The sequence below is a fragment of the Pseudomonas sp. RIT288 genome (assembly GCF_000631985.1).
Classification (GTDB): Bacteria; Pseudomonadota; Gammaproteobacteria; order Pseudomonadales; family Pseudomonadaceae; genus Aquipseudomonas.
Genome location: NZ_JFYN01000011.1, coordinates 1 through 13296 on the forward strand (window position 1 = coordinate 1; position 13296 = coordinate 13296).

The following is a 13296-nucleotide window of genomic DNA, read 5'->3' on the forward strand; positions in this document are numbered from 1 at the left end:
CACCGTACAACCCGGCTTGTTCGGCGGCGGACAATTCGAGCTCAACCCCAACGGATCCACCCACCCCGTCGGACTCGGCACATACCGGTACTGATTCAACCCACCTGCGAGCCTCACCGGATCCGGCGTCAGATACCGTCCCAACCTCGGGTCGTAATACCGATGCCGGTTGTAATGCAGCCCACTTTCCGCGTCGAAATACTGCCCCTGAAAGCGCAGCGGCTGGTCCAGGTAGTCCTCGCCGGCCAGGGTGATCGCCGCGACTTTGCCGTAGGCGTCGTATTGCGCCGACCAGACGATTTCGCCGCTGTAGTCGGTCAGTTCCTGCGGGGTGCCGAGGTGGTCGAGTTGGTAATAAAAGGGGCAGGCCTTTTTCGGGCCTTTGCCGTCGAGCAGCGCCAGCGGGCGGAAGGTGCCGGGTTCGTAGACGTAGCTGCGGTGGTGGGTTTTGCTGCTTTCGGCGACAAGGTGGTCGCCTTGCCAGAAGAATTCGGTGGTCTGGCCGTCGACGGTTTTGCGGATGCGCCGGCCGAAGGCGTCGTATTGGTAGGACGCGGTTTGGCCGTCGGCGCGGGTCAGGCCGATCAGGCGGTGCTGGCAGTCGTAGCGGTATTCGGTGACGAGTTGCTGGTCGCGGCCACGGCGTTCGCGGATCAGGTTGCCGAAGGCGTCGTAGTCGTAGTGTCGGTCGCCCTGCATCAGCAGGCGGTTGCCCTTGATCCGGGTCGGGCCGGTGCGTTCCTGCATCAGCAGGTTGCCGGCCGGGTCGTGAGCGAACGATTCCGGCAGTTCGTCACGCGAGTGGCGCACGCGGATCAAGCGGTCGAGGGCGTCGTAACCGTAGGTGCGCTGGCCGTGGCGGCTGTCGGCGATGTGCTCCAGATTGCCGTTGGCGCTGTAGGCGTAATCGCGGCGATACAGCGATTCGTGCTGATGACCTACAGCGTGGGCGAGTAAACGGCCCTGCTCGTCGTAGGCATAGTCGCTGAGCAGCAGGCCTTGTTGCCGTTGTTGTTCGCGACCCGATTGATAGACGTGGCTGCTCAGCCGCGTGCCATTAAGGTCGATAGCCGTCAGCGCACCGCCCTTGACGTAGTGGAAATCGAGCGTGCTGTTGTCCGGCAGACGCTGGCGCTTGAGCTGGCCGCAGGCGTCATACGCATAACGCAAGGTGCCCCAGCCCTGATGCTCGGTGATCAGCCGATCCTGCAAGTCGTATTCGAAGGCCAGTGGATGTTTCTGACTGTCATCGACCCCGGTCAAACGGCCCAGTCGGTCGTAGGTGTAAGCCACCTCAACCCCGTCGGGCAGGGTCTTGAGCAGCAGACGCCCGGCCGCATCACGCGTGTAAGTGGTGACCAGCGTCGAGCCGTCATCACCGAACTCGGTCTTTTCCAGCAGGTGCCCGTTGCGGTCGTAGGCGTAAGCGGTGCGCCGACCATCGAAGCCGGTTTCCTGTCGGATCAATCCGGTGGACGTGTAGTCCAGTCGGTACTTTTCCCCGGATTCGTTCTCGATTTCCGTCAGCAACAACTGCGCATGGTCGTAGCGATACTGCACCCGCGTGCCGTCGGGGTTGATCTTGCGCGAGACCCGATGCAGGTCGTCGTCATACTCGTAGCGGGTGATGCGCCCGAGCTCGTCGCGCTCGGCAGTGACCTGGCCGTAGGCGCCGTAGCTGTAGGCACGGGTGGCGCCGCCAGGCAACGTCGTCTGCAGCAGCCGGCCAACGGCGTCCCACTGTTGATGGGTGATCGCACCGTGTTCGTCGCAAGTGGTCGTCCGGCGCCCCAGCGCATCGTAGGAAAAGCGCCGCACTCCACCGTCGGGCAGGGTTTCCTCGATCAGTTGGCCGAGGTCGTTCCATGACAACGTGTGCCGGCTGCTGTCCGGGTAGCGGATCGACAGCAACTGCCCGCGTGTGTCGTAGTAGTAATGGGTGACCTGGCCGTCAGGATCGACCGCCTCGGTGACATCCCCCTCGGCGTTACGCCGAAACGTCCAGACCGCTTCACCGCGGGAACGGCTGTGCAGGAAACCGTTGCGGTATTCGTAGGACGTTGGCTCGTCGTCCGGCGGAAGCAGCGCAATCAGCCGTCCGACGTCGTCGTAGCGGTATTCAGTGACCGCGCCCAGCGGGTCCTGCTCGGCGATCAGCCGGCCCTGATCGTCATAAGCCTTGAGATGCTCACCGCCATCGGCCTCGACCTTGCGCACCAGCCGTGCGCTGTCATCGTGGACGTAGGTTTCTTCGCTGCCATCGACGTAGTGCACCGCGACGCTGCCGTCATCGGCCCAGACGTAACGCGTGTCCATCTGCGCGAACGACGCCCAGTGCCGCACGCAACGCGCCGCCTTGCCCGAGCGCTGCCACTCCCAGAAAAAGCTCGAACCACCGGTCAGTTGCCGCTGCAGGATGACGTGCTGGTCGTCGTAGTCGTAACGTTCGCTGTCACCGACGGCGTTGGTCGCGGCCAACAAACGCTGACGGGCGTCGTAGCAATAACTGACCAGCGTTTGCTCGGTGCGCCAGTCGCTGTCGCGCCAAACCTGATAATCAACGCCGATCAGATGCGCCCGGTCGTAGCGCAACAGCAGCGAGCGCCCCGCGCCATTGTCCAGCCGGAAAATCCGCTGCTGATGATCGCGAGAAACGGTCAGACGATTGCCATACGCATCACTGACCGCCACCAACCGCCCGGCGCGAAAGTGATAAAACCGCGCCGCATCCCCCGCTAGCGCAAGGATCAATTCCTCCGGCTCATCGCCGAGAAAAATCGCCGCCCGCGACAGGCTGTTGTGAATCTGCGGCCGCTCAACACTGGGCAACGGAAACCGCGTTCGGCGATTCTCGTGATCGACCCAGATCACCGCATCGCCATCGAACTCCAGCCGATGCGCCAGCGAATGACTCCAGCCAAACCCCAGCCCGACATCGATCTCCACCGCGCTGGTGCGGTACAACCGGGTGAACTCGAACGGAAGGCGCCCATCGAGCGTGCCGTCGGTCAGGGTCAGCAGTTCTTCACCGGTGACCATCGACACCGGGCAACCGTTGGTACAGGTCAGCGGCGCGCAATCGGCGCTGTCGCCGTTGGGGTTTTTCGCCTGGTTCGAAGCGTCGTCGTGAGGTTCGTGACGCTCCATCCGGGTCGTGCCACGGGACTTGTCCCGTGCTATCGGTACCGGATTCGGCACGGACAAAACCACGGCGTCCGTCTGACGAATGTTCAACGGGATCGCCGGCGTCGGCTTCAACGGCACGTCGCGCGCGTGCACCATCAACGGCTTCAACGCACTCGCGTGCTTGCTCAGATCCGCAGTAGAGGGCAGTTCGCTCAGGCGCAGCGCCGACGCTGCCAGCCATTCCCGCGCCCGGGGCGACTTGATCTTGCTCAGCACCTTGCTGCTCAGTCTCACGGGCACGCCAACGCCGCCGGAAACGCGCATCAGCAAAAAGCTGATCAACAGCTCGACCCGAACTTCTGCCACCACTTCCGCCAGGTACTGCGGCGGCAGCATCTTCAACCAACTGCTAAACGCTGTCAGATGGATAAACAGCAACGGCTCGTCACTGAGGATCAGCAAGCCATTGGCGATGGCCTCGCGGGAGGCGTCGAGCAGCGCTTGCAGCTCGACATCGCTCAGGTACTGCAGGAGTTTTTCGCTGTTGGCCTGCAGGTCGGCGAGCAGGCCAAACAGCTGTTTAACGTCATCCCAGATGTCGTGCAGGGCTTTCTCGAAACCGCGCCAATCGGCCTCTTGCAACTGCTGGTAACGATCAGCGAAACCGGCGCCGGAAAACTCCGTCCACAGCGGCTGAAACCCGTGCCACTCCTGACGAAGCCAGACCACCAACCCATCCAGAATCTCTTCATAGGAGGCGTACAGCGCTTGGATATGGTCGGTGGAAACATCAGGAAAGAAGGTGATGCGATAACGCTGGCCCCGGTCGCAGTCGCGCACTTCCAGAATGCCGCTGGGGCCGATGGTATGGCGCAGCGGTTCACCGAAACTCAATACCCCGTCGACTTCGCTGATCACCGGCTCGAGCATCACCGGGGTATTGCCGATCGGTACGAAGCGCGCCGTCTCGAACAGGTGCACCAGGGTCAACGGGCCGCTGGCGGGGCACATGACCACCGAGGTCTGGAGCGGCTGGCGGGATTTGACGGGCGCGCTGAGGTGCACGTCGTCGCCGACCTTGAACACCTGCTCGACCTCCAGCGCCGACCCGGTCCAGAACTGCTCGGCCCAGGCCTCGTAGTTGTTCAGGCTCAGGCGGAACTCGCGGATCAGTGTTTCGAAGTCCGGGTGTTGCGGGTTCAGGGCGGCGACCACCAGCAGGCCGATGCTGTTGTTCAGGGCCAGGAGCCGATCGGTTTGGAACATTTGCAAGCACTCGCGCACGTGAAAGAGGTGCGCGGACTTTGCGGGGGATCAAAACGGAAAGAAGTCGGGAAAGTAGGCGTTATCTGTAGGGTATTTCGCTAATTGTCAGCGAGACATTCCACGGCCCGTAAACATTGCCCGTTGCTCAATGTCCGCTGGCCTCGCTATGCTGCTGAACCCATTAATCAGATCCGCGCAGCGGCGCCGGCTGGGCCGCCCGGGATGTTTTTGATAACGGATCCGATGATGAATGCACCGATGAAGACGTTTGGCCCGATCAAGGCCGTGATTTTCGACATGGACGGTTTGCTGCTGGACACCGAAGGCATTTACACCGAGGTCACCTCGCTCATTGCCGAGCGTTACGGGCGGACCTTCGACTGGAGCGTCAAACAGAACATCATCGGTCGTGGCGCCAATGATCTGGCGAACTACGTGGTGCAGGCGCTGGATCTGCCGATCAGCGCCGAAGAGTTTCTGCTGATCCGCGAACCGCTGATGCGCGAACGCTTTCCCAAGGCCCAGGCGATGCCGGGCGCGGAGGAGCTGATTCGCCACCTCAAGGCGCACAACATTCCGATCGCCGTGGGCACCAGTTCGTCGCGGCAGTCGTTCGGTCAGAAAACCACCTTGCACCGCGACTGGTTTGCGCTGTTCGATTTCATTGTCACCGCCGATGACCCGGAAGTTGGCGCAGCGAAACCGGCGCCGGACATTTTCCTCACCGCCGCCCGGCGTCTGGGCGTCGCGCCTGAGGATTGTCTGGTGTTCGAGGATTCGCCGTTTGGCGTCACCGCCGCGAAAGCGGCGGGGATGACTGCCATTGCGATTCCCGACGCGGCCATGGCTGATGAAAAATACGCTCACGCCGACGGGATTCTGCGCACGCTCAAAGCGTTTACCCCGAGTGCCTGCGGTTTGCCGGCGCTGGAGTGGGCTTGATCTGCCGATAAGCGCCGATAAAAAAAACGCCGCCCTCTGCAAAGAGGCGCGGCGTTTTTTGTTCCCGGGATTCAGCGCAATCAGGCGCCAAAACCACCGTCGATGGTCAGGCTGGCACCGGTGATGTAACCGGCCTCCGGGCCCACCAGATAAGCGACGAAACCGGCAATTTCATCGGCAGTGCCGTAACGGCCCACCGCCATCAGCGGGATCAGGCTCTCGGCGAAATCGCCATGGGCCGGGTTCATGTCAGTGTCGACCGGGCCGGGTTGCACGTTGTTGATGGTGATGCCGCGCGGGCCGAGATCACGGGCCAGACCTTTGGTCAGGCCGACCAGCGCCGATTTGCTCATCGCGTACACCCCGCCACCGCCGAAGGGCATGCGGTCGGCGTTGGTGCTGCCGATGTTGACGATGCGTGAGCCTTCGCCCATGTGCCTGGCGGCTTCCTGAGAGGCGATGAACACGCTGCGTACGTTGATCGCCAGGGTCTGGTCGAAGTCTTCCAGTTTGAAGTCTTCCAGCGGCGCGATGGCCAGGACGCCGGCGTTGTTCACCAGAATATCCAGGCGGCCAAAGGCTTCGACGGTGGCGCTGACGGCATTGCGGATTGCGGCTTCATCGGCGCTGTCGGCCTTGATCGCCAAGGCTTTGCCGCCGCTGGCGGTGATGCTGTTCTGCAACTCTTCGGCCTTGGCGGTGGAGCTGACGTAGGTGAATGCGACAGCGGCGCCTTCGGCGGCCAGACGTTTGACGATGGCGGCACCGATACCACGGGAACCGCCTTGAATCAGAGCGACTTTGCCGCTGAGGTGTTGATTGCTCATGTTCGATCTCCAGAAAATTCAAGGCGGACTGCCTTGTTGTTGGAGCCGAGTATCGGCCTCGCATCGACAACCGTGTAGGCCATGATTGCTATAGTCTGTGTAAACCAGAAGTTTATAGTGGCGATCATGGAAACTTTCAGCAGTATCGAATGCTTCGTGCGCAGCGCCGAAGTCGGCAGCTTTGCCGAAGCCGCCCGGCGCTTGAGCCTGACCCCGGCCGCCGTCGGCAAGAGTGTGGCGAAGCTCGAGGTGCGGCTCGGTGTACGGCTGTTCCAGCGTAGTACACGCAGCCTGACCCTGACCGAGGCCGGTCAGCTGTTTTTGAGTCAGGTCAGTGGCAGTCTGACGACGATTCAGAATGCCGTGGCCAATCTGTCGAGTGTGGAAGGGCTGCCGGCGGGGACGTTGAAAGTCAGCATGGGCACGGTATTCGGGCGTTTGTACATCGTGCCATTGCTGCAAGAATTTTTACGTCGGTTTCCGGCGATCAACCCTGACTGGCATTTTGATAACCGTCAGGTCGATTTGATAGGGCAAGGTTTCGATGCGGCGATTGGCGGGGGCTTTGAATTGCCCCAAGGCGTGGTCGCACGCAAGTTGACACCCGCGCATCGCGTGTTGGTGGCGTCTGCTGACTATCTGCAAAGGCACGAAGCAATCGCCGAACCGGATGACCTGCAACGTCACGATGGCATCCTGATTCGTTCGCCGCAGACCGGTCGAGTGCGCTCCTGGCAGTTGATCAGTGGCCGCAGTCAGCTCTGTCAGCCCTTGACCCTAAAGACGCGAATGACCATGAGCGACTCCGAAGCCGCCTGCGCCACGGCAGCACAGGGGCTGGGGATCGCACTGGTCAGCATGCCGTTTGCCGTGAGTTACCTCGACGCGGGCACTTTGCAACGCGTGCTGCCGGACTGGTACATCGATGACGGCAACATTTCGATCTACTACGCCGAGCATAAATTGTTGCCGGGCAAGACTCGGGCGTTTGTGGATTTTGTGATTGAGCAGTTTGCGGAGCGGGGGTTGGCTCGGCGGTTCAGTGCTGTCTGAGTTTGGCTTTTGACCGAGTTGCGGCCATCGCGAGCAGGCTCACTCCTACAGGAGATTTTTGGACATCATAGATCCAATGTGGGAGTGAGCCTGCTCGCGAAGAACGATAACGCGGTCTACCGGGCAAAACGCTCCGCCCAGCCAATGATCTGCTTCGGCCGTGGCGTCGCATAAGTCCGCACCTTGGACGTCGACAACCCCAGCCGCACCAGCGATTCAGCAATGGTCACCGCCGCCGTCACGCCATCCACCACCGGCACCCCGGTGCGGCGACGAATCTGTTCATCCAGCCCGGCCATGCCGCCGCAACCCAGGCAAATCACTTCGGCCTTGTCCTGAGTCACCGCCAGTTCCGCCTGTTGCACGATGGCTTCCAGCGCGCGCTGTGGTTCGTGCTCCAGTTCCAGCACCGCCAGGCCACTGGCCCGCACTGAGGCGCAGCGATCCCACAGGCCCGAGAGTTTCAGCCGGTCCTCGATCAGCGGCACGGTGCGATCCAGCGTGGTTACCACCGAATAGGCGTGGCCGAGAAACATCGCGGTACTGGCAGCAGCGTCGGTGATGTCCACCACCGGGACGTTGAGCAGTTCCTGCAAACCTTCGCGACCGTGTTCGCCATAACCGGCCTGAATCACCGCGTCGAACGGTTGATCGTAGGACATCACCCGGTCCATCACGGCGATGGCTGCCAGGTAACTTTCGAAATTGCCTTCCACCGAGTCGGCGCCGAAGAACGGCGTCAGGCCGACGATTTCCGTACCGGGGGCGGCGACCGCTTGCGCCGAGCGGGCGATGGCCTGAGTGATGGATTCGGTGGTGTTGACGTTGACCACAAGAATACGCATGAGAAGTCCTTATTGCGGGCAGTTCAGCGGCCCAAACCCGGGCCGCAAGGAAGTTAATGGCTGACGTTGTCGACGGCGATCGATTCGCCGCTGACGTCGGCGTAGTGCGGCTGACGCTTGGCGATGATCAGGTAGAGCATCGCGGCGATGCCGGCGCCCACCAGCCAGGAGAACGGCGAGATGCTGTGGAAGCCCGGCACCAGTGCCAGGACTATGGCGATCAGCGCTGCCGGAATGAACGCCGCCACGGCGCGGAAATTCACTCCACGGCTGTAGTAATAGGCGCCGTCGGGGTCTTCGCTGTACAACTGCGGGACGTTGATCCGGCCTCTGCGGATCAGCCAGTAGTCGACCATGATCACCCCGTAAAGCGGGCCGAGAAGGGCGCCGAGACCTGAGAGGAAATACACGATCACCAGCGGGCTGTTGTAGAGATTCCACGGCAGAATCAGCACGGCGATGGTCGCGCTGATCAGCCCGGCGCGGCGGAAGGTCAGGTACTTCGGCGCCAGGTTACTGAGGACGAAGGCTGGGGCGACGAAGTTGGCCATGATGTTCACCGCCACGGTGACGATCAGGAACGCCAGGCAACCGAGCACCAGAAAGAACGTATTGGGGATCGAAGCGATGACCTCGGTCGGGCTTTCGATGATCCGCCCGTTGATCTGAAATTGCGCACCGCAGAGCAGGACGGTGATGGCGGCGAACACCAGAATGTTCACCGGCAGGCCCCAGAAATTGCCGACCTTGATGGTCTTGCGGCATGGCGAGGAGCGGGCGAAGTCGCAGAAATTCAGGATCAGCGTGCCGTAGATCGCCAGCCAAAGGGCACCGCCGGCAAATATGTTGCGCCACATCTCGCCACCGCTCAGCGGTTCGCGGATCGACCAGGCAATCGTGGCGTTGGCCTGGGTGTACATCCACGCGGCGAGGGCGGCGACGGTCAGCAGAATCACCGGGCCGGCGAACGCTTCGTAGCGGCGAACCATTTCCATGCCGTAGGCGAGGATCGCCAGTTGCACGAACCAGATCGCCACGAAACACACCCAGCCCAGCGTCGACAGGCCGAGGATCGAGTTGTGGTCGTAATCGGCGAAACCGGGATGAATCGCCGTCAGCAGCACTCGAAATACCACTGACGCCAGATACGTCTGAATGCCGAACCAGGCAATGGCGATCACCGCGCGAATCAACGCCGGAATCTGCGCGCCGTGGATGCCGAAACTGATCCGGCTGATCACCGGAAACGGCACCCCGGTTTTCTGTCCCATGTAGCCGGACAGGTTCATGAAAAAGTACACCAGCGCCGCGCCGATCCCCAGCGACAGCAGAATCTGCCAGCCCCCCAGACCCAATGCATACAACCCGATGGCGAACGAGTAGTTGGCGATGTTGTGCACATCGTTGGTCCACAGGGCGAAGATGCTGTATTTGCCCCAGCGCCGACCTTCGGCCCGGGTCGGTGCCAGGTCATTGTTGTGCAGGCGCGGGCTGAGTTGTAACGGTTGAGCCAGCCCCGCGTCGGGCAATGGCTGGTCGAGGGCAGAGGCGGGCAGATTCAGCGCGATGTTGTTGGAGAGACTTGTACGCATTCCGGCAGGCTCCTGATGGGCGGGGCCGCGATGACTGTGCATGAGCTCAGGGCTCGACAAATCTTCGTCGCGGCCAGCAGGCATCACTGGTTACGGGGCATCTGCAGCCTGTACGGGATAGGGCGCTTCAGGCATGCGGATCGAAAGTGTGGATTGATGTTTTGCAGTTTTGTATACAAAACATGTATGCACTAAAGCCAGATCTGTGCCAATCAGCGATCTATGCAGCGCTGCGCTCATTTCGAAAAGTTATCGATGAGCGCTAACTGTTTGAAAAAATGGGGTTATAAATTGACCGATTGAACAGGTATTTATTTTTGCGGGGGATTTTGCGCAGATGGCAAAGCGCAGGGGAGTTCAGCAGGGATGTAACTTTTCAGGGCGCGAAAACAAAAAGTGCACACATAAATGGCACCGATGGTGACGTTCGTGTGTACACATTTTTAAGGTCGCGCAGGTGAAAAATGTGGGAGCGAGCCTGCTCGCGAATGCGTTGGATCAGTCAACGAAGATGTCGACTGAGACTATGCATTCGCGAGCAGGCTCGCTCCCACAGGGGATGTCGCTGGAATTGGAGATCAGGTCTTGCTGATGATATTCCCCGCATGCAGCCCGCACTCTTTCTGCGTCGCTTCTTCCCACCACCAGCGGCCTTCGCGTTCGTGCTGGTTCGGCAGCACCGGGCGGGTGCACGGTTCGCAGCCGATGCTGATGAAGCCGCGTTCATGCAGGCTGTTGTACGGCAGTTCGAGCATGCGGATGTAGCCCCAGATCTCTTCGCTGGTCATCTGCGCCAGCGGGTTGAACTTGTACAGGGTGCGCTCGGGCGTGGAGAACGCGGTGTCGATCTCCAGCACCGCCACGGCGCTGCGGGTGCCCGGGCTCTGGTCGCGGCGCTGGCCGGTGGCCCAGGCTTTGACGCCGGACAGTTTGCGGCGCAGTGGTTCGATCTTGCGGATGCCGCAGCATTCGCCATGGCCGTCCTTGTAGAAACTGAACAAGCCTTTTTCCTTCACGAACGGTTCCAGTTTCGTGTAGTCCGGCGACACCAGTTCGATATCGATCTTGTAGTGCTCGCGCACCTGATCGATGAAGCGATAGGTTTCCGGATGCAAGCGGCCGGTGTCGAGGCTGAACACCTTGACGTTCTTGTTCAGCTTCCAGGCCATGTCCACCAGCACCACATCCTCGGCGCCGCTGAAAGATATCCACAGCTCGTCACCGAACTCGGCGAACGCGAGTTTCAGGATGTCCTGGGCGGATTTGTTGGCATAGGTCGTGGCGAGTTCCACGACATCGAACGTTGGGCTCATCAGGGCGGCTTCCTACAGGTCGGTGGCGCTGGGCGCTCTATATGGCGGCGATGTTAACAAAAAGCGGCGGGATAGGGGGCGTCCGCTGCGTTGCGCGGTCGCGGGGGAGTCGCTAGAGTTCGGGCTCGCTCGACTCAATAATCACTACAAACGGGAGTGTCTTGTGGAAATTGCTTGCCTGGATCTTGAAGGGGTACTGGTGCCGGAAATCTGGATCGCCTTCGCTGAAAAAACCGGAATCGAATCCCTCAAGGCCACCACCCGGGACATTCCCGATTACGACGTGTTGATGCAGCAGCGCCTGCGCATCCTCGACGAGCACGGCCTGAAGCTCTCGGACATTCAGGAAGTGATTGCCACGCTCAAGCCGCTGGATGGGGCGGTGGAGTTCGTCGACTGGTTGCGCGAGCGCTTCCAGGTGGTGATCCTCTCGGACACTTTCTACGAGTTCTCCCAGCCGCTGATGCGTCAGCTGGGCTTTCCGACCTTGCTCTGCCATCGCCTGATCACTGACGACAGCGGGCGGGTGACCAGCTATCAACTGCGCCAGAAAGATCCCAAGCGTCAGTCGGTGCTGGCGTTCAAAAGCCTGTACTACCGGGTGATTGCGGCCGGTGATTCGTATAACGACACGAGCATGCTCGGCGAGGCGGACGCGGGGATTCTGTTCCATGCGCCGGACAACGTGATTCGCGAGTTCCCGCAGTTCCCTGCGGTGCATACGTTTGCCGAGTTGAAGCAGGAATTCCTCAAGGCCTCGAACCGCGACCTGTCCCAGTAAACCCGATTCCTGTAGGAGCTGCCGCAGGCTGCGATCTTTTGATTTTGATTTTTTAAAACAGGATCAAAAGATCGCAACCTGCGGCAGCTCCTACAGGGGTTGTGTCATTCAGAGGCTTTGCAGGGTATCGAGCAGGACTTTGACCTTGGTAATCGACTCCTGATACTCCGCCTGCCAGCCCGAATCAGCAACGATCCCGCCACCACCCCAGCAGCACACCTGCCCATCCTTGACCAACAGACTGCGAATCGCGATGGAGCTGTCCATCTCGCCGCGTACGTCCAGGTACAGCAACGAACCGCAATACAAACCGCGCCGGGTCGGCTCCAGCTCGTCGATGATCTGCATCGCACGGATCTTCGGTGCGCCGGTGATCGAGCCACCGGGGAAGCTGCCGGCGATCAAATCCAGTGCGTCGCGGTCATCCGCCAGTTCACCGGTCACGCTGCTGACCAGGTGATGCACGTTGGGATAGCTTTCCAGGCTGAACAGCTCCGGCACCCGCACCGAGCCGATGCGGCAGGTGCGGCCGAGGTCGTTGCGCAGCAGGTCGACGATCATCAGGTTCTCGGCGCGATCCTTGGGGCTGGCCAGCAGTTCGGCGGCGTTGGCGGCGTCTTCGACAGGCGTCAGGCCGCGCGGGCGGGTGCCTTTGATCGGGCGGGTTTCCACCTGGCGCTGGCTGACTTTGACGAAACGCTCCGGCGACAGGCTCAACACCGCGTCGCCGTCGGGCAGGCTCTGGAAGCCGGAAAACGGCGTCGGGCAGGCCTCGCGCAACGCGCAATAGGCCAGCCACGGATCGCCCTGACACGGTGCGCGGAAACGCTGGGCGAAGTTGACTTGATAGCAGTCGCCGGCCTGGATGTATTGATGAATGCGTTCCAGCGCCCGGCGATAGTCATCGGCCGACAGATCGGCAGTCATCGGCGTGTCCAACTTGAACGGCGTCAGCGTCACTGAAGTCGGTTGGCTGAACAGCGTGATCAGCCGTTGCCGCTCGCTGTCGGCCAATGACGGGTGAAATACCAATTGGCTGGTGGCGGTCTGGTGATCACTGATCAGCGCCCAGTCGTACAGACCGAACCGCGCGTCGGGCAAATGCAGATCGTCCCGGGCCTGGCTCGGCAGGTGTTCCAGATGCCGGCCAAAGTCGTAGCTCAGATAGCCGATCAGGCCGCCGGCGAATGGCAGGTCATATTCGGCAGGCAACTGCGCTTCGCCCAGACGGGTCAGATTATCGCGCAGGCGTTGCAGGAAAACGCTGCCGCTTTCGTCGGGCAACACCGCCAGTTGTTCCAGCGGCCAGGCGCTGAGCAGGTCATAACGGCCACGGTCAGCGCTCGGCCGGCCACTGTCGAGCAGCACGGCGCCGGGCGCATGGCGGATGGCCGCGAAGTAGTCGGCGGGGTTGGCGCGGTAGGGTAGCGGGTGTACAGAACAGGTCAACATGGGCGGGGCAGATCGGCCATCGAGGCGGGGTGGGGATTGTAGTCCTCTGCGGGAGTTGCTCCTAGAGGGGATGTCGGGGATGAGCAGATTGGGGGCAGC

Annotated in this window: 9 protein-coding genes; 3 read left to right on the top strand and 6 right to left on the bottom strand. The window is 61.3% G+C overall.

Annotation, left to right across the window (positions count from 1 at the left end):
* Positions 1–4392: RHS repeat-associated core domain-containing protein (locus BW33_RS30420; RefSeq protein WP_047599025.1), on the bottom strand; the 4392-nt coding region annotated here is incomplete at its 3' end.
* A 246-nt stretch (positions 4393–4638) separates the two neighbouring features.
* Between BW33_RS30420 and BW33_RS11200 the strand changes: the two genes are divergently transcribed.
* A complete protein-coding gene (locus BW33_RS11200; RefSeq protein ID WP_027613306.1) occupies positions 4639–5334 on the top strand; it encodes an HAD-IA family hydrolase in 696 nt (231 codons plus the stop codon).
* An 80-nt stretch (positions 5335–5414) separates the two neighbouring features.
* On the opposite strand, the gene BW33_RS11205 is transcribed toward BW33_RS11200, so the two are convergent.
* A complete protein-coding gene (locus tag BW33_RS11205) occupies positions 5415–6161 on the bottom strand; it encodes a 3-oxoacyl-ACP reductase family protein (RefSeq protein WP_047599026.1) in 747 nt (248 codons plus the stop codon).
* Positions 6162–6287: 126 nt separating this feature from the next.
* Here BW33_RS11205 and BW33_RS11210 point away from each other — a divergent pair, with 126 nt between their 5' ends.
* On the top strand, positions 6288–7214 hold the full coding sequence (locus tag BW33_RS11210) for a LysR family transcriptional regulator (RefSeq protein WP_047599118.1): 927 nt from the start codon (positions 6288–6290) through the stop codon (positions 7212–7214).
* Between the two features lie 116 nt (positions 7215–7330).
* Here BW33_RS11210 and BW33_RS11215 read toward each other — a convergent pair whose 3' ends face one another.
* From BW33_RS11215 to BW33_RS11225, 3 genes are all read right to left on the bottom strand, one after another.
* Positions 7331–8059 (bottom strand): aspartate/glutamate racemase family protein, encoded by a 729-nt coding sequence (locus tag BW33_RS11215; protein WP_047292982.1) that lies wholly within the window; start codon positions 8057–8059, stop codon positions 7331–7333.
* A 53-nt stretch (positions 8060–8112) separates the two neighbouring features.
* Positions 8113–9651 carry an NCS1 family nucleobase:cation symporter-1 gene (locus BW33_RS11220; protein ID WP_047599027.1) on the bottom strand — a complete coding sequence of 513 codons (1539 nt, stop codon included), beginning with the start codon at positions 9649–9651 and terminating at the stop codon, positions 8113–8115.
* A 578-nt stretch (positions 9652–10229) separates the two neighbouring features.
* Entirely contained in the window at positions 10230–10964 is a 735-nt protein-coding gene (locus tag BW33_RS11225; protein WP_047599028.1) for a phosphoadenylyl-sulfate reductase, read from the bottom strand.
* A 163-nt stretch (positions 10965–11127) separates the two neighbouring features.
* Here BW33_RS11225 and thrH point away from each other — a divergent pair, with 163 nt between their 5' ends.
* Positions 11128–11745 carry a bifunctional phosphoserine phosphatase/homoserine phosphotransferase ThrH gene (gene thrH / locus BW33_RS11230; RefSeq protein WP_047599029.1) on the top strand — a complete coding sequence of 206 codons (618 nt, stop codon included), beginning with the start codon at positions 11128–11130 and terminating at the stop codon, positions 11743–11745.
* A 108-nt stretch (positions 11746–11853) separates the two neighbouring features.
* Here the strand turns inward: thrH and pabB are convergent, their stop codons facing one another.
* A complete protein-coding gene (pabB, locus tag BW33_RS11235; protein WP_047599030.1) occupies positions 11854–13197 on the bottom strand; it encodes an aminodeoxychorismate synthase component I in 1344 nt (447 codons plus the stop codon).
* Positions 13198–13296 lie beyond the last annotated feature (99 nt).

Bases quoted from the DNA above. Each gene is read 5' to 3' on its own strand.
- BW33_RS11225 (WP_047599028.1), bottom strand. From the start codon at position 10,964: ATGAGCCCAACGTTCGATGTCGTGGAACTCGCCACGACCTATGCCAAC.
- BW33_RS11205 (WP_047599026.1), bottom strand. From the start codon at position 6,161: ATGAGCAATCAACACCTCAGCGGCAAAGTCGCTCTGATTCAAGGCGGT.
- BW33_RS11210 (WP_047599118.1), top strand. From the start codon at position 6,288: ATGGAAACTTTCAGCAGTATCGAATGCTTCGTGCGCAGCGCCGAAGTC.
- BW33_RS11200 (WP_027613306.1), top strand. From the start codon at position 4,639: ATGAATGCACCGATGAAGACGTTTGGCCCGATCAAGGCCGTGATTTTC.
- BW33_RS11220 (WP_047599027.1), bottom strand. From the start codon at position 9,651: ATGCGTACAAGTCTCTCCAACAACATCGCGCTGAATCTGCCCGCCTCT.
- BW33_RS11215 (WP_047292982.1), bottom strand. From the start codon at position 8,059: ATGCGTATTCTTGTGGTCAACGTCAACACCACCGAATCCATCACTCAG.
- pabB (WP_047599030.1), bottom strand. From the start codon at position 13,197: ATGTTGACCTGTTCTGTACACCCGCTACCCTACCGCGCCAACCCCGCC.